This window comes from Paenibacillus konkukensis, assembly GCF_023523925.1.
GTDB classification, from domain to species: domain Bacteria; phylum Bacillota; class Bacilli; order Paenibacillales; family NBRC-103111; genus Paenibacillus_S; species Paenibacillus_S doosanensis.
In genome coordinates, this window is the sequence record NZ_CP027059.1 from 6,233,859 (window position 1) to 6,252,974 (window position 19,116).

General features: G+C 52.3%; 12 protein-coding genes. 6 read left to right on the forward strand and 6 right to left on the reverse strand.

Annotated elements, in window-relative coordinates; genetic code table 11:
* Positions 1 to 15 precede the first annotated feature (15 nt).
* The 4 genes from gerQ to SK3146_RS27125 all read right to left on the reverse strand — a co-directional run bounded on the left by gerQ (position 16) and on the right by SK3146_RS27125 (position 4,236).
* Positions 16 to 465 carry a spore coat protein GerQ gene (gene gerQ / locus SK3146_RS27110; RefSeq protein ID WP_434006912.1) on the reverse strand — a complete coding sequence of 150 codons (450 nt, stop codon included), beginning with the start codon at positions 463 to 465 and terminating at the stop codon, positions 16 to 18.
* 194 nt (positions 466 to 659) lie between these two features.
* Positions 660 to 1,487 carry an aldo/keto reductase gene (locus SK3146_RS27115; protein ID WP_249861697.1) on the reverse strand — a complete coding sequence of 276 codons (828 nt, stop codon included), beginning with the start codon at positions 1,485 to 1,487 and terminating at the stop codon, positions 660 to 662.
* Positions 1,488 to 1,647: 160 nt separating this feature from the next.
* Positions 1,648 to 3,204, reverse strand: coding sequence for an ABC-F family ATP-binding cassette domain-containing protein (locus SK3146_RS27120; RefSeq protein WP_249861698.1), 1,557 nt, complete (start codon positions 3,202 to 3,204; stop codon positions 1,648 to 1,650).
* A gap of 522 nt (positions 3,205 to 3,726) precedes the next feature.
* Positions 3,727 to 4,236, reverse strand: a complete 510-nt coding sequence (locus SK3146_RS27125; protein ID WP_249861699.1) for a GyrI-like domain-containing protein — start codon at positions 4,234 to 4,236, stop codon at positions 3,727 to 3,729.
* A gap of 795 nt (positions 4,237 to 5,031) precedes the next feature.
* On the opposite strand from SK3146_RS27125, the gene SK3146_RS27130 reads away from it, so the two are divergent.
* From SK3146_RS27130 to SK3146_RS27140, 3 genes are all read left to right on the forward strand, one after another.
* On the forward strand, positions 5,032 to 5,433 hold the full coding sequence (locus SK3146_RS27130) for a hypothetical protein (protein WP_249861700.1): 402 nt from the start codon (positions 5,032 to 5,034) through the stop codon (positions 5,431 to 5,433).
* Positions 5,434 to 5,593: 160 nt separating this feature from the next.
* The gene (locus SK3146_RS27135) at positions 5,594 to 10,354 is read left to right on the forward strand and encodes an NEAT domain-containing protein (protein WP_249861701.1); all 4,761 of its coding nucleotides are present in this window, start codon (positions 5,594 to 5,596) and stop codon (positions 10,352 to 10,354) included.
* Positions 10,355 to 10,562: 208 nt separating this feature from the next.
* Positions 10,563 to 11,876: a sulfatase family protein gene (locus SK3146_RS27140; protein ID WP_249861702.1), complete on the forward strand. Its 1,314-nt coding sequence runs from the start codon at positions 10,563 to 10,565 to the stop codon at positions 11,874 to 11,876.
* 48 nt (positions 11,877 to 11,924) lie between these two features.
* Here SK3146_RS27140 and SK3146_RS27145 read toward each other — a convergent pair whose 3' ends face one another.
* Positions 11,925 to 12,788, reverse strand: coding sequence for a helix-turn-helix transcriptional regulator (locus SK3146_RS27145; RefSeq protein WP_249861703.1), 864 nt, complete (start codon positions 12,786 to 12,788; stop codon positions 11,925 to 11,927).
* A 439-nt stretch (positions 12,789 to 13,227) separates the two neighbouring features.
* Here SK3146_RS27145 and SK3146_RS27150 point away from each other — a divergent pair, with 439 nt between their 5' ends.
* Complete coding sequence (locus SK3146_RS27150) at positions 13,228 to 14,343, forward strand: IS110 family RNA-guided transposase (RefSeq protein WP_249861352.1); 1,116 nt, start codon at positions 13,228 to 13,230, stop codon at positions 14,341 to 14,343.
* 479 nt (positions 14,344 to 14,822) lie between these two features.
* Positions 14,823 to 16,250: an SGNH/GDSL hydrolase family protein gene (locus tag SK3146_RS27155; RefSeq protein WP_249861704.1), complete on the forward strand. Its 1,428-nt coding sequence runs from the start codon at positions 14,823 to 14,825 to the stop codon at positions 16,248 to 16,250.
* Between the two features lie 71 nt (positions 16,251 to 16,321).
* On the opposite strand, the gene SK3146_RS27160 is transcribed toward SK3146_RS27155, so the two are convergent.
* Entirely contained in the window at positions 16,322 to 17,227 is a 906-nt protein-coding gene (locus SK3146_RS27160; protein ID WP_249861705.1) for an amidoligase family protein, read from the reverse strand.
* Between the two features lie 426 nt (positions 17,228 to 17,653).
* Between SK3146_RS27160 and SK3146_RS27165 the strand changes: the two genes are divergently transcribed.
* The gene (locus SK3146_RS27165) at positions 17,654 to 19,102 is read left to right on the forward strand and encodes a response regulator (RefSeq protein ID WP_249861706.1); all 1,449 of its coding nucleotides are present in this window, start codon (positions 17,654 to 17,656) and stop codon (positions 19,100 to 19,102) included.
* Positions 19,103 to 19,116: the final 14 nt, after the last annotated feature.

The following is a 19,116-nucleotide window of genomic DNA, read 5'->3' on the forward strand; positions in this document are numbered from 1 at the left end:
ACGGCCTGCAACTGTTTACCGCTGCTGCGCGAAAGGATAGCTGTACTGCAGCTCTCCTTCGAACGTAACGTAATCGAGATTGACCATCAGCAGCAGGTAACGCATGCCGGTTTTCGGGTCGCTGATAATAATGTGATCGCGGCCTGCGGCTTCAATGCGGCCTTTGAAAATTTTGGCGTTCCACTCGCTGTTGTTTTCGTAGGTCATGTAGAACGTGCCGATTTTGCCGAGATTAAGCCGCAATATGTTCTCGATATACGACTGCTCGATGGGCAGCCCCGGCTGCATCATCTGCTGGGAGGGGGCTCCTCCACCTCCGGGCGGCTGCATTATGTATCCTCCGCCAGGCCCTGCCGGTCCGGCTGCAGGAGCTCGTTGGACCGTAGGCTGGCCAGCGAAGCCTTGCTGCAAGCCCGGGAAACCGCCGAATTGCTGCGCTCCTGCATTGTTGTACGGGTTGTTCATCATTTGGCTGATTCCTCCTTAATCAAGAGTAAATGACTCCTACATTAATTACTATTATGGACGCTTGGACAATTAGACGTGTTGGAGGATAAAAAAAAGTACTTGCAGGGGAAGGACAGGCGGCAGCCGCGCGAAAAAGCCGCCGTCTTCGCGCGACGGCGGCTTCCTGCTAGTGCAGAGGCGGCAAGCCTAAGCTAGAAGTTAAAGTTATCCGGATCGGGGCCGAAGCGGTGGTCTTCGTTAAGCGCATCGAGCTTCGTCATATCGTCCCCCGAGAGCTCGAAGTCGAAGATATTGCCGTTCTCGCGGATACGGCTTTCGGTAATCGACTTAGGAATGACGACGACGCCGTTTTGCAGATCCCAGCGCAAAATAATTTGCGCCGGCGTCTTGCCGTATTTCGCACTCAGCTCGGACAGCAGCGGCAGATCCAAGTGGCCTTGCATAAGCGGACTCCACGCTTCCATCTGAATTCCGTTCTCGCGGCAGAAGCTGCGCAGCTTCTGTTGGCTTAAGCGGGGGTGCAGCTCCACTTGGTTCACCATCGGTTTGACTTCGCTTTGCGCCATAACGTCCTCAAGGTGGTGGACATGGAAGTTGCTGACGCCGATCGCTCGGACGGCGCCGTCCTTGTACAGCTTCTCCAGAGCGCGCCACGTATCTTTATATTTGCCTTTGACCGGCCAGTGAATCAGGTAAAGGTCTACGACGTCGAGGCCCAGCTTGCGGCGGCTTTCGTCGAATGCTTTCAGCGTGGAGTCGAAGCCTTGATCCGAGTTCCATACTTTGGTTGTGATGAACAGCTCGTCCCGGGCAATCCCGCTTTGTTTGATCGCTGCTCCTACGCCGTCCTCGTTGCCGTAGGCAGCCGCCGTATCGATGCTGCGGTAGCCTGCTTTCAGCGCTGCGGAAACGGACTGGATCACTTCGTCTCCGTTCTTGGTTTTCCATACGCCGAGGCCAAGCCACGGCATCTTGACGCCATTGCTCAGAACGGTGCTGTCGGAAATATGCTGGGTCATGATGATCCTCCTCCATGGTTGTAGTTTCCTTATTTATCATACCATAGGTTTCCTGCGAGACCAAAAAACGCCGGGCGGCGGAGCGTGAAGCACAGAGCACGGGTACGGCAAAAAGCCTGCCTGACCGGATGCGGTCAAACAGGCCGTATTGGTTAGCGAATTAGAACACTTTCGTCGTCCAAGACTCGCAGTTCCAGGTTTCCGTCACGATGTCGCGGTAAAATTCCGGTTCGTGGGAAATCATCAGAATGCTGCCTTTATACGCCTTCAACGCGCGCTTCAGCTCATCCTTGGCATCCACGTCCAAATGGTTGGTCGGCTCGTCGAGCACGAGCAAATTCGTTTCGCGGTTGATCAGCTTGCACAGACGCACCTTCGCCTTCTCGCCGCCGCTCAGCACGGCAATTTTGCTCTCGATATGCTTGGTCGTCAGGCCGCATTTGGCCAGCGCCGCGCGAACCTCGAATTGAGTGAACGAAGGGAACTCATTCCATATTTCTTCGATACAAGTATTGTAGTTGGCATCCTTCATTTCCTGCTCGAAGTAGCCGATGTCGAGATTGTCCCCAAGCCGGACGGAGCCGGACAGCGCCTGAATTTCGCCTAGAATGCTACGCAGCAGCGTCGTCTTTCCGATTCCGTTCGCGCCGACCAGCGCGATCTTCTGCCCGCGTTCCATACGCAGATCGAGCGGCCTGGATAACGGGCTGTCGTAACCGATAACCAGCTCTTGCGTTTCGAAAATCATTTTGCCGGACGTTCTGGCATCCTTGAAGTTAAATTGCGGCTTCGGTTTTTCCTTGGCCAGCTCGATAACGTCCATTTTATCCAGTTTCTTTTGTCTGGACATCGCCATATTCCGCGTAGCTACGCTCGCTTTGTTCCGGGCGACGAAATCTTTCAGGTCGGCAATCTCCTGCTGCTGACGTTTGTACGCCGATTCGAGCTGCTGTTTCTTCATCTCGTACACTTGCTGGAAATGATCGTAATCGCCGACATAGCGGGTCAGCTGCTGATTTTCCATGTGATAGATGAGGTTAATGACGCTGTTCAAGAACGGAATATCGTGCGAGATGAGAATGAATGCATTCTCATATTCCTGCAAATAGCGCTTCAACCACTCAATATGCTGTTCATCCAAATAGTTCGTAGGCTCGTCCAGGAGCAGAATGTCCGGTTTCTCCAGCAGCAGCTTGGCCAGCAGCACTTTGGTCCGCTGTCCGCCGCTCAAATCGTTGACGTCCTTGTCCAGACCGATATCGGTCAGCCCCAGGCCGCGCGCGGTTTCCTCGATCTTGGCGTCGATCATATAGAAATCCTGATTGGTCAAAGTATCCTGAATCGTGCCGACATCCTCCAACAGCTGTTCCAGCTCTTCCGGGGATACCTCGCCCATCTTGGCATACATGTCGTTCATCTCCTGTTCCATGTCGAACAGGTATTGAAACGCGCCCTTCAGGACGTCGCGAATCGTCATCCCTTGACTGAGCACGGCATGCTGGTCGAGATAGCCGACGCGCATCCGCTTGGACCATTCGACTTTGCCGTCGTCCGGCTGCAGCTTGCCTGTAATAATGTTCATGAAGGTGGACTTGCCTTCGCCGTTCGCGCCGATGAGTCCGATGTGCTCGCCTTTGAGCAGGCGGAAGGAGACGTCGTTGAAGATGGCGCGGTCTCCAAAGCCGTGACTGAGTCGTTCTACATTTAATATGCTCATTAATGACACCTTTTCTAAGTAAACTTTTTTCTCGTACTATTATAAGCTTGAACAGGCGCAAAACTCAATGCGGCAGGCCGTGTATACCATAAATTTATATATGGGAAGAGGCAAGGGAAGGGCAGGCATCGTCTAGATGCCGGGGTTCGCTTCAAGGGGAGCGTAAGAAGCGAGGTGATTCGTCGTGTCCTGCGGTCGATAGAAGCTTCCATTCGCTGCTGCAGCGTCTACAAGGGAGACCGCTGACGCTGTTCCAACAGCGCATTTTTCAGAGAGTATAACGAAGATTTAGCAATTGGATCTTATTTTGTGCAATAGGTCAGGCAGAAGCGCAGGGCGATTTCCGTGAATCTAAAGAAGGGGGGAAAACGCCTGCTGCGTATGCGAAAGCATCTACAGGTCGCCGCCTCCGGTTTTTTCGAATGGCTGACTCAGTGAAACGGGTGAAATCCGGGAGCAGAGGCTAATCGCTTACGCTTTTCCAGATTCAAATGGCCCCTCCGCTCTTTTTTCACCAGGCTTCTAAGCGCCCTTGCGTTTAACGGGAATATAAATGTCCATCTGGACCTGCGTTCTTCCGGGAGCGCAGCGATCGTCGTACCATTCGAATTCGGGCGTGCCGGCGTGCTCGTATTCGGAGAAGGGCATCCATTGTTCGTGAATCGTTTTCCAAGTTTGCTGAATAGAAGAGCTGAACAGCTCCGGCGTTGTGAGCGGCGTCGTAAATACTGCATATTCGGCCCCCATGAAGGTGCGGCAGGCGAGCTCCTCGGGGACATGATCGAAATGCTCCGCTTCCATGCCGATCATATAAGTGAAGGTTCCGGACTCCATATCGAAGCTGTGACAAATGCCGAGCTCCACCGGATTGTCGCCGTGAACGCGGTTCGGTATGCGGCAGGACCACCCGTTCTGAAGATACTCTTGCCAGAAGGCGGGAATCTGCCGTTGATTTTCCCCGTCGCGCACCGATGTGCGCAGCTCGTACCCGATTGCTTTGAACGCCGGTTTGTTTACAATACGATATTCCATAGCCAATGTGTCCTCCAATACATTTCGTCATCTTCGAGAGCCCTTTGTACAGACAGAGAAGTCTTCAAGAGAGCGCGAGGTTATTACTGTAAGTATATCGTAATATCGATTCGTATGAAACATACCGATTCAAGTCTGCCATTAGGCATTTAAGAGAATGATAATCAATATTATTTGGTTAGTCAATCCGTTTATATATAGAGAAATATTATAGATAGCGTTTTTCTTGCGGGTCGAGCTTTCCTGGGGCTGTCAAAGCCTAGGTATACCGGGCGTTTTCCCGGCTGCAGCCGTAATTTTGACTATTTTTGCTTTAAATAAGGCGCATTGACACATGAAAATACGGTATGTATCATCGGGTTGTGTATGAGTTTTCCATGCGCCGGAAATGCGGTGAACAAGCAGCCGGAGAGCCGGAAAAAGAAATGCTCCCAAACGGAAGCAAAAACTTTTTTCGAAAAAGTAGGTTGACAGTATTTTAAAAATGTGTATAAAATTGGATTGTCGATGGCGATGTACACGTCAGCGGCGATTCAAACATCAAGAGGACCTGTTTATAACGCGCGAAACATGGACCTCTCAGCCGCAGGAAGTTTTTTTTTACTCACCAATTGATAATGATTATCATTATCCATACAATCTATCTTCTCTGTGGCAACGATAACTAGAAAGAGGGGTGAAGGCCGGTACGATTGATTTGATTTATGGTAGCTGATGCAGAGCTCGAATCCACGCTATTTATTTAGTTCCTGAATACCATTAAAAAATTTAAAAAAACCAAGGAGTGTGTTGAAGATGAATTTGTCCATGAAAAAAGCGTTCTCGATGATGCTGCTCGTGTTTGTCGTTGCCCTCGCGTTTGCCGTTCCTGCTTTCGCTGCAAGCCAGTCCTACGAGTTTTATTACCAAGGAGATCCGTCTTCGCCTTATAACTCCCATGTGAACGGATATATCGTCGGTGACGCAGATGTGACAGGAACGACAGTAACGATTACACTGGCTGGCGATAACTATGGCGACTTGCAAGCGGATAACGGCACTACCGGATTTGTAACGGCATCCAAATCGATTAATGGTAACGGCGATTCTGTTTTCACTTTCACTAACTCCGATCCATCGGAAGATATTGAAACACTGCTTTATGTTAATGCCGGACCTCACACGCAAGCTTTCGATCTGACACTTCACTGGAATTAATCTTATTGCACCATAAGAAATTGAAATGAACAAGCCAAGGCGAGAGGCGGTCTTTATTCGGCCGCTTTTCGCTTTGGCGTTTGCCTATGGTCCAAGACCGAATAAGAAGGAGTGTACATACACGTTGAAAAGCAATAGGAAGCAATCCATAGCTATATGGTTGTCGCTGGTTTTATTTCTGTCATCTTTTTTCTCCGCATTTCATATTAACACGGGAACAGCCTCGGCTGCCGAAGCGATTGCCGATGGCGAGCTTGCAGCTCAGTACCGGTATTTGAAAGACAACACGAACGAATCTTCCGCTGCAAATCCTTTTATGTCCGTGGAAAACTCAGGGAAGCTGATTGTCCAGAATGGAAAAATACAATTTGAACATCAAATTACGAAAAGCAATTACAATTATTTTCAATACCTCGGTTTTCGTAAACCGGGAGCGACTAAAGCTGTCATTAATTCTGTGACACAAGAAATTCAAGGGATGGACGGTTACCAGACTGTACCGGTTCGGGATGCGTCAGACGGTTCCGGCAACAAAATCGTAACGTACGATGTCGAAGACATCGCCAAAAAACCGGATGTCCTTATGCATATCGTTATTAAGAATGATCCTGCCTACCCTGGTTTGGATTATGACTACTGGTACAATGTGCAGTTGTCGATCAATACGGGCGACGAAGAATGCGCTACTATCGATCAGCCGGTGACGTTCACCTTGGAGCAGCTGCAAAGTCTTGTCGCCGAATCGAGGTCGGTAACGGCAAGCACGTATGAAGGAACGAATTTGGGAGATTATCCGATAGGCTCCAAGCAGCAGCTGAATACGAATATTTCGCTTGCGGAGGAATATATTGCTTCCGGCAACCCTTCTTCCGAGCTGATTAAGAGCGTCTACAGCGCATTGACGAAAGCGTTGGATACGTATAAATTTAGCGTTAATTCTCAAGAAGGCAAGACGGAGCTTTTTGAGCAGTATTTTGCGTCTCAGGAAGCTTATAAAAATATGCACGAGATCGGATATGCAGAATGCAAAGAAGGTTATACTTATCCTCCTGTCACACCGGGTGAGTATAGAAAAGGAGCCAAGGATTCTTTAAATACGTATTTGACTTCAACTTCAACCTCGACTATGCCGCGAACCGTGCTGCAAAACGTGTACGCGACGGCAAGCCAAATTAGAACTGCGACAACTCGATTGAAAAATTATCAACCGGCTGAATTTGTTGTTGTAGAAACACCAAAACTGATCCTGCTGGATTCGCTGCAGCCGACCAGCGTAGCTTCGAATAAAGCTCCGGAGCTTGAGGGAACAGCCACATTTATTAATACGCTGGACAATTCTGACGCGTTGCGAGCCAATCTAACCTTCATTGGAGCGGCTCCGGAGGAGATGGTCCAATCCACAGCACATTTGTTCAGTCAAAATTACGGCGCAGGTTTCTCCATCGAGGGTCTCGATTACGCCAATGAAGCTCAGCGGGCGCTACCGCTGCTCAAGAGCTCCGACGAGCAAAAGAAAGTATATCAAGTGATCGTGCGCGGTTCAGGCAGCAGGGAGCCTTATTGGGAAGGCCGCTCCTATATCCGCTATAAACTGAACGGCGAAACGAAAGAAGTATACATCAGCTACAACGGCAATCAATTGGATGCGTTAAACCGGACGCTGAGCGAGGCGCAAAATTTGTATGACTATTCGGAACCATTGGCTGGACAGGAACAAGCATTTGCCGATGCGAAAGCCGATCTGCAGACGAAACTCGCTGACGCCAAGCCGATAGCGGCCAATCTGGCAGCCATTCGTCCCGACATTGTTGCGGCAAACGACGCTTTGACGCAGGCGCTCGACGTCTTTAAAACGACAGCGACAGCGGTTGAAGTTACTCCGCTGTATTACTCGGCTGTCGATGCAGCCGGAGATACGTTCTCCAGCATGGACAATTACTTCTTGAAGCCGGCTTCCGTAAGCACGGTCGGCGGAGCAACTTATGTTTCTTTCACGATTAAAGACAGCACGACGATCAAAGAGTTTAAAGTGAAGTCGGGCAATGAATATGTCGATACGACGGTTGTCAGCGAAGATACGGCAGCCAATACCCGGGTTGTCCGGTTCAAGGTAGATAACTTGGCTGCGTTGATTGACGCCAAAGTACACATCGTCGTTGCGGCGCAAAACTATGATAAAACGTACGATATTCGTTTGAACTTGAACGGTGTGGACAACAGCGCGCTGGCGCAAGCCGTGTCCGCTGCCAAAACGCTGATCCGGAGCGCGGTCGTCGGCACGGAGCCGGGCCAATATCCGCAAGCGGCCAAGGATGCGCTGCAAGCGGCCGTTAATACGGCCGGAGCCGAAGCGTCCAACGTAACGGGCACGACCGAGAAGTCTGCGGCTGCGCTGCAGGCGCTGGAGCAAGCGGTCAACACGTTCAAAGCATCCGTCAATGTGAAGAATCCCGATCCGGGAACTGGGATCGCCGACGGCGAATATGCGATCGATTTTGCAATTTACAAAAAAGGTTCTGACGAGAAGTCGGTTATGTATGATTATGTCGACGCCAAGAGCGGCAAATTGACGGTAATCGGCGGCAAATACTATGTATCTTTCGCGTTGAAGCAAAGCGCGGAGATCAAATCGTTCAAGACGGAAGTAAACGGCGTCTTGACGGAGACGGAAACGGTCAGCGAGGATACGGCGGCCAATACGCGCGTCGTTCGCTTTGAAGTCGGCGACCTGAACGCCCGCTTGAACGGCTGGGTGAAAATTTACTGGCAGCTGCCGCCTCCAATCGGCTTGTACGATCATGAGTACGAGGTTGAACTCGGCTTCAGCAACCTGCCTACAGGCAATCCGGAAAATCCGGGCAATCCCGATCCTTCCGTCGACAAGTCGCTGCTGCAATCCGTGATCGGAAATGCGCAAACGATATACAACAATGCGGTGGAAGGCAGCGCGTTCGGACAATATCCGGCAGGGTCGAAAGCAGAACTGCTGGCGGCGCTGGAGCAGGCGCAAGCCGTAAATGCAAATTCAGCGTCCACGCAGCAGCAGGTCGACGCAGCGAAAGCTTCGCTGCAACAAGCTCTTGACGCCTTCTTGGCTTTGGTTATTAAGACCGTGCAAACTTTGCCTGACGGCGAATACAAAATCGCTTATCAATTGTTCCAAAAGGGCACCGGCAATACGTCGCCGCTGGCTGACTATGCCGATCCGGCAAGCGGCAAGCTGGTCGTTCAAAGCGGTAAAATGTACGTTTCTCTCCAATTGAAAAAGAGCTCGGAGCTGACCAGCTTCCAGACTAAGCCTGACGGTTCGCTGGTTGATTCGATGGTGTTAGACACTGATGCCGCCGCCGATACGAGAATCGTTCGCTTCGACGTTGCGGATTTGACGAAACGTCTCGAAGGATTGGCCAAATCAACCGCCAACGGAGGGCAAGAATACGCGTTTGAAATCGGGTTCGGCGCGATTACCGTCGATTTGGCGAGTCCGGTCAAAGACGGCAATTACAGCTTCAGCTTCTCTGCATCCTCCAGCGACCCGGATGCGGCTCCAATCAGCAATTGGATGGAAAGCGCGGGAACGCTTAAGGTGCAAAGCGGCAAGCAGCTGGCAACCTTCAAGCTGAAAAAAGGAGTTACCGTCAAAACGATCAAGCAGTACAATCAAGACGGTTCCTTCAATAAAGACCTTACGCCGCAATACGCCGCAGCCCAGCCGGGTACGGTAAGAGCGCTGGCCAATGAAGAGACGACGAGCCTGCAATTCGAAACGGATGATTTGCAAGCGACTTATGCGCTCGCTCTGGCGGCAAGCGACGGAACGGAAGCGGAGTATAAGCTGCAGTTCAGCAGCGTAGCTCCCGTTAGCTCGATTTCGGGCACGATCGTGAACAATAACAACAGAAAAAACAGCAGCAGCGGCGGAAGCAGCGCTGTCGTTACAACGAACACGATTGCCGACGGCAAATATAAGATGAACTTTACCGTGCTGAAATACGGCACAGACCAGCAATCGGTTATGCAAACTTATGTCGTCACTCCGGGGCTTCTGACGGTGAAGGACGGCAAGCAGTACTTCTCCTTCGAGCTCAAGCAAAGCAAGGAGATCACGGCCTTCAAGACGGAATCGAGCGGTACTTTGAACGACGCAACGGTAGTTAGCAACAATGAGGCGGCCAATTCGCGCGTCGTGCAGTTCGAGGTGAGCGACCTGGCTTCCAAGCTGAAAGCATGGGTCAAAATCGATTGGGCTGAAATGAACTACTTCCATGAGTACGACGTTCAAATTACGTTCGACGAAGACAGCATGAGCAAAGTCAGCGATGATTTCACATTGGGCGGAGAAGCGGCTGCGGGTTCCGATAAGCCTTCGACTCCAAGCGCCAAAACGGATTTTGCCGACATGAAAAATCATTGGGCTAAGGCCGCGGTTGAACGGGCCGCCGCTCTCGGCATCGTCAACGGCTATGAGGATGGAAGCTTCCGTCCCGAAGGCGAGATCAGCCGCGCTGAATTTACCGTCATGGTAAGCCGCGCCCTCAAGCTGGATAGCAAAGGAACGAAGCTTCAATTCACCGATATGAGCAGTATCCCGTCTTGGGCGCTTTCTTCCCTGGAGCAAGCTGTCGGAGCGGGCATCATTAACAGTTATGAAGACGGCACCTTCCGCGCCGACCGGAAAATTACGCGCGCCGAAATTGCCGTTATGGTGGCAAGAGCGCTGAAGCTGCCGCTGGATAACGCAGGGGCTCCGGCTTTTGCCGACGCCAAATTGATCCCTGATTGGGCAGCGGCTCAAGTTGCCGCAGCAGCTAAAGCAGGCATCATTAACGGCAGAGACAATAACTTGTTCGCGCCGCAAGACAGAGCGACTCGGGCGGAAGCCGTTACGCTGATTGTCGCGATGCTGGATCATTCCAAGTAAAATAACGCTTGAATCAGGAAAGAAGCATCCCTCTTACGCCGGCAGGCGGCAAGAAGGCGTGCTTCTTTCTCTTTGCGGGGCGAACTAGTCTTTTATACCATCCGATTCGCCGTTTTTGACATTGGTTCTCGAGCGCCCATTCGCTACTATAGAACATGTCGGAAGCGGCAGCCTAAGGCTGCCGGGCAATAGAGGAGGCCAATATAAAATGAAGAAACCGAATGTCGTCATGATAGTTGCCGATGATCACCGTTACGATGCGCTGCATTGCGCGGGAGATCCGGTTGTAAGGACGTCCCATTTGGATGCGCTTGCAGCCAAAGGAGTCCGTTTTGCCAATACGCATATGATGGGAGGCCGTTCCGCGGCCTTGTGCACGCCTTGCCGCGCCTGCATCCATAGCGGCGTCAGCGTGTTCCGCTGCGCGGATGGACAGACGATCGCGCCCCATTTGGCGCTGCTGCCCGAAACGCTGCGTCATGCGGGATATGCTACGTTTGCCGTAGGCAAGTGGCATAACGACAAGCATGCGTTCGACCGCTCTTTTGCCGGGGGGAGCCGGTTGTTTTTCGGAGGGATGAACGATCATTACGATGTTCCGCTTCATGACTATACTCCCGGCGGCACTTACGAGAAAGAGGACGCTTATCGTTTGGAGGCGCATTCGACGGATGTATTTACGGAGGCGGCTGCCGAGTTTCTCAGCCAATATGAACGGGACGAGCCTTTTATGCTTTATTTGGCCTACACCGCCCCGCATGACCCGAGGATGGCGCCCCCGGAATACCATGCGATGTATCGGGAGGAAGAGATACCGCTGCCGCCCAATTACATGCCGGAGCATCCGTTTGACAACGGAGAACTGCAAATTCGGGACGAGCAATTGGAGGCTTGGCCGAGAACGCCGGAGGCGGTGCGCAAGCATAACGCGGATTATTACGCGATGATTACTCATATGGACGCAGGCATCGGGCGGGTGATGAGAACGCTGCAGGAGCGGGGACTGGCGGACAATACGATCGTCGTCTACACCGCCGATCACGGGCTCGCGCTGGGCCGCCACGGATTAATGGGCAAACAAAACCTGTACGATTCCAGCGTACGGATTCCGCTTATCGTTGCCGGAAGCGGCGTGCCCGAAGGAGCCGTCGTAGCCGATTTGACCTGCCAGATCGATATTTTTCCGACGATATGCGAGCTGACCGGCACTCCCGTTCCGGAGACGGTGGAAGGCCGTTCCCTGGCGGCTGCCATGCGCGGCTCCGACGATGGCCGCAGGGCCAAGGTAGGCGCGGCGTATAAAGAGCTGCAGCGTATGATCAAGGACGAGCGGTGGAAGCTGATCCGCTATACGAAGACGGCGGACGGACAGGGCACGGACAAGCTGCAATTGTTCGATCTGCAGGAGGACCCGTGGGAGATCAACGATCTATCGGGCTTACCGGAGTACGCCGATAAAGTGGAGGAGCTGCTATATAAGCTGCGCAAGTGGCAGGAAGAGGTTGGAGATCCGTTCTTATAAGAGTCTGTCCGATGAACCCATGCACAAAATTAACTCCGTCGGACAGACTCATAAGGCGGGGGTGACGGAAGACGGCGAGTACCCTCTGTACTTTTTGAATTGCTTGGAAAACGTATACGGATCGGGATATCCGATGATCAGCGCCAATTCTTTGACCGACTGATTCGAGTGTTGCAGCAAATATTCGGCATACTCCATACGTTTCATGACCTGGTATTCCTTTAGCGGCATCCCGTAAGCCTGGTGAAACTTTTTGGAGCAATAATGGGCCGACAGTCCGGCTACTTCCGCCAATTGCGGCAGGCTGGACCGTTCCGTCGGGCGATCGTCGATATATTCTTTCAGCTTTGCGATTCCGGGATGAATTTTGTGCCGGTTCAAGGCTGACTCGTAATCGCTGTGGATCGCCGCCAAAGCATGCGAGAGAACGGCGTGAACGAGGGCGTCCTTCGTGATCGACGGAGGCAGCTGACGGTATTTATGAATCGTTTCGAACAAGTTCTGAATCAGCATCCGATTGCCCGGGCAATAACAGAAATGAAACGGCTTTATGCGGGAGACGATCAGCTTATCCTCAGTCGGGTCGTAGATGCGAAACCGCATGGGAATGATCCGAAAGGAAGTGTCCTGCTTACGGTAAGCGTAGTGCCGCGTGCCGTTCATCAGAAATAGGAGATGGTTTTGCGTCAGCCGGATAGTCCGGTCTTCCACGACATAAGTGCCTTCGCCCGAAACGACGTACAGCATATGGATATCGTCGAGGATTCGATCCGGAATGAACCATTTGGAGTTTACGCCCAGGTGGACATTATGGCTGGAGATGGCCCGGAATGTATACGGCTGAAGCAGAACCTCGCTGATCAAGCCTTCCAGAGAGTTTAGCACAGATAGATGAGTATCTTCTTTTGACATGAATCGTCCCCCTTAAACATCCGCTATAGCTATAATAAAAAGCGGGGATACGAACTGTCAAATGGGATGCTCTTTTTCCATATTGTATCGAGTTATAACATGGTATGGCAGCCGCTGCCGGAAGTTTGGCTTGTTCGCCGGGGCAACGCTTGATTTGAACGGTGTTCAATCGTAAACTAGGGAGTGCGCCTAGAAGCCCGGTGAACAAAGAGCGGAGGGGCCATTTGAATCTGGAAAAGCGTAAGCGTTCGCCTTTGAACACGGATTCTCTCCACAGAAAAACGAAAAAACAATCCAAAGAATCCGTTTTCAACAGTTATCATGAACGAGACAGACTCCCCGTCAGTGCAACGTCTTAGGTTAATTTTGGGAATAATGGTGTAGTAGAAGCTAAACCAAAACCAAAATCAGAGCTAAATTGCAAAGGAGAGTCTGTACTATGAAGGATACCATAAAATACGTAGGCTTAGACGTATCGAAGGAAAAAATTGCTGTATCTGTAGCAGATCCAGGTAGAGAAGGCGCTCGGTATTTGGGTACGATTCCTCATACGGAGTATCACATCTTGAAAACATTGAGAAAGTTAGGCGAACCCAATGAGTTAAGCATTTGTTACGAGGCAGGACCAACAGGATATCCTTTAGTTCGTTTGCTAACCGCACACGGATATGACTGTATAGTTATCGCCCCTTCACTCATGCCGAGTCGTCCAGGAGAACGGGTAAAAACGGATCGCAGGGATTCGATGCGTCTGGCACAATTACTTCGAGCAGGTGAATTAACCCGTGTGCATGTACCTAGCCAAGAGGAAGAAGCACTTCGTGATCTGGTACGGATGCGTGAAGATGTCAAGGAAGATCGGGCTCGAATCCGGCAGCGGATCGGGAAGTTTCTTCTTCGTCATCAGATTGCACCTAAAGAGCGGCTTCGCCGCTGGACGGCAAAGTATCGGTTGTGGTTAGGACGTATTCCATTGGAGTCTGCTACTCAGCGTTTGGTTCTGCAGGAAATGCTGCATCAGATGGATGAAAATGAAGAACGTCTGAAACGTATAGAAGCAGCCATTCACGAGGAAGCGACGAAAGGGCACCACGCTCCATTAATACAAGCCCTTCAAACCTTACGTGGCGTAGCTGAAACGACCGCAACAGGTATCGTAGCCGAAGTATGTTCATTTACCCGGTTTGGAAATGCGAAGGCTTTTATGGGGTACACAGGTTTGGTGCCGCGGGAATACTCAAGTGGTCAAAGCCGATGGCAGGGAAGTATTACGAAATCAGGGAATACCCACCTTCGCCGTTTGCTGGTCGAATCCGCTTGGAGTTATCGCTATACACCTGCGTTGAAAGGAGAGTTAAAGAAACGTCAACAAGGAAAAACACCTGAAATACAGGCCATATCCTGGAAGGCACAGCATCGGTTACATCGAAAATATACGAAAATGCTGTCAAAGGGGAAGCCAAGTGGCAAAGCAGTTGTGGCTGTGGCGCGAGAATTAAGTGGATTTATTTGGTCGATTGCCAGAGAACTTGAAGAAAAAAGAATACATGGATGAATCGCCTGTTTTACAGGACGCTTGTTATATCAAAGTTCAATTTTGTTGATTCAAGGTAGTCCCATGCCCCCTCCAATGCAAGTGAGATGAAAAGCTGAGTTAGAAGGCAAAGGGAAAAGCCGTAAGAGAGAATCCACGTAATCGCTATGTGCCAACCCTAAAAGGGAAAGATGCACGACAACAGTTCGTGGTGCCACTCTCTATAACGGAGAGAAAACATGCGGTATATCCGAACCCGCGAATATCAGACTGCTCACCGTTGATAGCTTTTGCCTTCTAGTTCAGCTTGTTCACCCCTCTTGTATAAAAAGGGGCAAGGGAAAACCAAGGGGAGTTACAAACTGCCTATTGACAGTCTCGTTCATATCAGCGATTGGAGGATCAAATGGACGCCGCAGCGGACTTTTTCACAGCCCTTCTAGCGGAGCGCGATTAGTGCCCGCAGCGATTTTTGGCAATAATAGGCCAAACGACAATTCATGAAGGAGCAGCTGAGCATACCGATGAAGAAAAATATCGCAACCATCATGGCAGCTTGTACGATTGCCTGCACTATAGCATTTTCAGGCTTCACCGCCACCGCGGCGGCTTCCGCGCCGGGTCCTGTTCATTCGTTTTACGAAAGCTCCAAATCCGGCAAGCGGATCGATTTTGTCGGCGACAGCACGACGGAAGCGGCGGCCGCGATGTTTGACCGTTTGAAAAGCAAGTATGCCTTGCCGGGAGGACCGCTGGAAGGGGCGGTATTGCAGAACCGGGGAACCAGCGGCATTACGCTGCATAATTTTGTCAATAACAGCTCGAAGAACGGCAACACGCTGGATCAGGCGGTGGCCGACCAGGCCGATTTGTATATTCTGTCTTACGGCATCAACGATATAAGAGGCAGCTCCGATTCGCCGGGGCGCAGCCCGGAGCAGATCCGGGCGGATCTGCAGATTGCCGTCGACCGCCTGCTTCATGAGACGAACGGAGCCGTGCTGCTGAGAATACCGAATCCGTTTTTAACGCAGAATGTGTCTTCTTCCATTTATTTGTCGCCGATCGAGAATGCCCAGCTGTATTCCGATCAGTTGTGGGAAGTGTACAAAAGCTTCGAGGGCTATGACGAGCGGGTCGATGTGCTGGATATTCCGAATTTGGTGTTCGGCCGCAAAGCGATGCCGCATCATCCTTTGATGAACGACACGATTCACCCGGCCGCAGCCGGATACGAAGCGATTGCGGATGCGATTGCCGACCGGCTCAGCGGGAAGATGGCCGTCAATGAACTGCCTATGGATGCGTATCTTCAAGAAAGCCCGGTAAGCAAGACGCTGTCGATTTTCAAGCCGGAAAATTTGTTTAACGACATCCCGGCAGGCGGCGCGGCGTGGGCGATCGCCAAGATCACTCCGCAAATTCTTCAGGTCGTCGCGCAGAAGGGCGAATTTTATAAAGTGAAGACATGGCTGGGAGAAAAGTGGATTAACCCCGAAGGCGGCGCTTTGGAAATTATGCCGAGCAAGCCGGATGAAAGCTTGGAGCTTAAGTCCACGACCTTCGTATTCGACGACCCTTATACGGTCAATATGGGCAAAGGGAGCGGATTTCTGCTTACGCCGCAAACGGTGAAGGTGCTGGCCCGCTGGCACGGCTACGCTTATTGGAAAAACGAGTGGTATTATCAAATTCAGACGGTGCTGGGCCCCAAATGGATCACTCTGCGATACTCGCTTCCCGAGGATGTAAAGCCCGTTCAGGAGCCGGTCGAAGTGAAGCGCGTGACCGATTTGAACGTATACCCGTGGGACGACGCCTACAAGCTGGGCCAGATTACTCCGCAAAAAGTAACTGCTTTCGAAAAAGGCGGCGACGGATGGTACCATATCCATTCCTGGGCGGGCGATGCCTGGATCAAAATATGAAGCTTCTGCTTCTGTCGGTCGAGCCGTGAAAAGAAGACCCTTCCGCCTCGGCGGAAGGGTCCATGTCGTTGTTACGGAATGCGGCGTACGATGTTCCAGCCCGCCGCGGGAAGCTCAAGGGCGTATCGGCGCAATCTGCCGTCGTCGCCTTCTATGGCTACGGACAAGCCGTCCGCATACGGCAAAATGTGATGGATTTCCCCGCCGGGCACCAGCTCGCCGGCCATAGGAGCGAGCAGCGGGATCAGGGCATTGTCCAGCCATGTCCGCTCCCGAAACCAGCAGGGCGGCGCGATCGGCGCCGGATAGCCGCGAGCGGGGACGCCGAGGAGGGCCGCCAGCTCATGCGGCTTGCCGGACAGCTTGTGGCCTGCGCCGACGGCGGCTATGAAGCGAAGGCAGAGCTGCACCGTCCGGAGGATCTCTTGATAGTCCATGCTGCCGTTCGCATACCGGATCTCGGCGGTGCCGATGTCGAACCATGCGGCGGCATTGATTCCGCAGCGATGGGACTGGGGACGCCCGCGGCGGCGGACGGAATCCTCGCTCGCTTCGGCTGCGCAGCGGTCCCGCATCTCCGCGGTCACAGGAGGGCAGAACAGCAGCCGATGCTCCGCCGTGCGGAGCAAGGCTCGGAGCGCATGCTGATAAGCCAGCGCCGCATCCAGCAAGGGGAGCAGTATCCGCTCTCCCCACGGCTCGAGCCCGACGTGAACATGCAGTCCGCAGCTCCAGTTGACGGCGGCTCCTTGGGCCTGCAGCCGCTCCAGCATGACGGCGATTTGTTCGCGTTCTCCCCATAAGAGGGGAGGCGTCTTCAGCTCGCTGCCCGATTCCTCCCCCGTTTCGTCGATCTGACGTTCGTCCAGAGACATCACCCAGCCGGGCAGCAGCTCCAAATGCTCCGGCTCGCCGCCGATAAATTCGATTTCCACTCCAAACTTCAAACTCGTCCAATCCGTTTCTTTAGGCCACATCGGTTATCCTCCCGCTTTCATTATCGATTTGTACCAGTACCAATAAGAAAACGAAGAGGCGGTCCTCGGGGTTACCGGGGAACGGCGCTTGGATCGGCTTCAAGGCTTAAGGATCGCTTGGCGGGGACATTAGGTTTTGCCGTCATCGCTTGTCCTCCTTAACATTTTGTGTTGGGTATATGGGAATTATATACAATAAAGCGCGGTTTAACAACGGCATGGCGAGCGTGCTGCACTTCCTTGGCCCGGACCCGGCGAAAATGCGTCGCATCGACCGTTTTCGACATAATCCCCGCGGATTCCCCAGCCACGTTTCGCATATTTTTTTAAAGTGCCTGCCGTATAATGAAGATTATAGTAGACTTAAACCGCATGCAGGCTTAATTGTAAGCCTGTGTTTTTTCTATCGTCAGAAGGGGGAGGGCTATGTACCGAGTAGCGATTGTCGATGACGAACCGTGGGTGTTGAAAGGAATCCGCAATACGTTCCGTTGGGACGATTACGGCTTCGAGGTAGCTATGGAGACGACGGATTCGCAGGAAGCCTGGGAGTACATCCGGCAGGAACGGCCCGATGCGGTAGTGACGGATATTCGAATGCCGGAAATTTCCGGCATGGATTTAATGCGCAAGAGCAGAGAGGAGGGGATCGGTTCCGAATTTATCATTATTAGCGGAGCGGCGGATTTTCATTACGCTCAGGAATCGCTTCGCTTGGGCTGCTTCGATTACCTGCTGAAGCCGCTGCAGTTCGAGGAGGCCGACGCCGTGCTGAAACGGCTGCATGAGCAGCTTGAAGCTGCGCAGCGTCAAAAGGATAAAGATGTTATGGAAGCGCTGTATAAAGGGGAAGAAGCCCGCATCGAGGAGCTGCTGAGCGCCAGAGGGTTCCGGCGGCAGGGCAAGCCGCTGCAGGCGCTGTGGATGGAATCGGCGTCCGAAGCGAGGCTGGCCGAAGCGGAAGGCTGGCTGGAAGGAACCGGGCATATCGCCTTCCGGGCCGATCCGGGCCGTACGGTTATACTGCTCGCGGGCGCGTCATGTATTCATTCAGCGCTGGAAGCGCGGTGGCTGGCGGCGGACGCGACCGGGCTGTTTATCGGCGTCAGCCGCCCGTCGCCCGGAGACAGGGGCATCGCGGAAGCGATTGAAGAGGCCCGTTCGGCGCTGCAATCGTCGTTTCTATTCCCCGAAGGCGGCGTATTTCTGTTCCGAAAAGAAAGTCTCCCGGAGCTTAGAAAACGGGTGTACGAGCTTTGTTCCGCCCTGCAGCAGCCTGCGGGGGAACATCCGATTCCGCAGTACGAGTCGTTTCCCGAACTGTTCCGCAAGAAGAAGGCAGGGATCAAAGACGTCATTTATTTCTGGAATCAGATCGTCTCCGCGCTGCATAAGCCGTTCGGTGAAAGCTCCATGCGGGAGGAACTGCAATTTATGGATTACGAGGAATTAACGGCGCGGTTTGCCGATTTCGAGGAGCTGTGCGCTTACTTGAAGCAGTTGGCTTTGCCGGCGGCAGAGGCTTCCGGCGCGGATGCGAATTTTGCCGTCAACGAAAACTTCGGACAGCTCCTGGAGTACGTCGACAGCCATTATATGGAGGAGCTTCATCTCAAAGAGCTTTCCCATCGGTTTTACATTAATTACACGTACTGCTGCGACTTATTCCAGAAAACGACCAAATCGACCTTCACCGATTATATGACCCGGCTGAGAATGAAGAAGGCGGAGCTGCTGCTCAGGGAGCGGAGCCATTCGATTTATGAAGTATGCGAGAAAGTAGGCTACAAGGATTATGCGTACTTCAACAAAGTGTTTAAAAAATGGTACGGGCTCACTCCATCGAATTACCGTAAGCTCAAGGCAACCTATTGAAACGGAGGCTGGCG

Bases quoted from the DNA above. Each gene is read 5' to 3' on its own strand.
- gerQ (WP_434006912.1), bottom strand. From the start codon at position 465: ATGAACAACCCGTACAACAATGCAGGAGCGCAGCAATTCGGCGGTTTC.
- SK3146_RS27115 (WP_249861697.1), bottom strand. From the start codon at position 1,487: ATGACCCAGCATATTTCCGACAGCACCGTTCTGAGCAATGGCGTCAAG.
- SK3146_RS27120 (WP_249861698.1), bottom strand. From the start codon at position 3,204: ATGAGCATATTAAATGTAGAACGACTCAGTCACGGCTTTGGAGACCGC.
- SK3146_RS27125 (WP_249861699.1), bottom strand. From the start codon at position 4,236: ATGGAATATCGTATTGTAAACAAACCGGCGTTCAAAGCAATCGGGTAC.
- SK3146_RS27130 (WP_249861700.1), top strand. From the start codon at position 5,032: ATGAATTTGTCCATGAAAAAAGCGTTCTCGATGATGCTGCTCGTGTTT.
- SK3146_RS27140 (WP_249861702.1), top strand. From the start codon at position 10,563: ATGAAGAAACCGAATGTCGTCATGATAGTTGCCGATGATCACCGTTAC.
- SK3146_RS27145 (WP_249861703.1), bottom strand. From the start codon at position 12,788: ATGTCAAAAGAAGATACTCATCTATCTGTGCTAAACTCTCTGGAAGGC.
- SK3146_RS27150 (WP_249861352.1), top strand. From the start codon at position 13,228: ATGAAGGATACCATAAAATACGTAGGCTTAGACGTATCGAAGGAAAAA.
- SK3146_RS27155 (WP_249861704.1), top strand. From the start codon at position 14,823: ATGAAGGAGCAGCTGAGCATACCGATGAAGAAAAATATCGCAACCATC.
- SK3146_RS27160 (WP_249861705.1), bottom strand. From the start codon at position 17,227: ATGTGGCCTAAAGAAACGGATTGGACGAGTTTGAAGTTTGGAGTGGAA.
- SK3146_RS27165 (WP_249861706.1), top strand. From the start codon at position 17,654: ATGTACCGAGTAGCGATTGTCGATGACGAACCGTGGGTGTTGAAAGGA.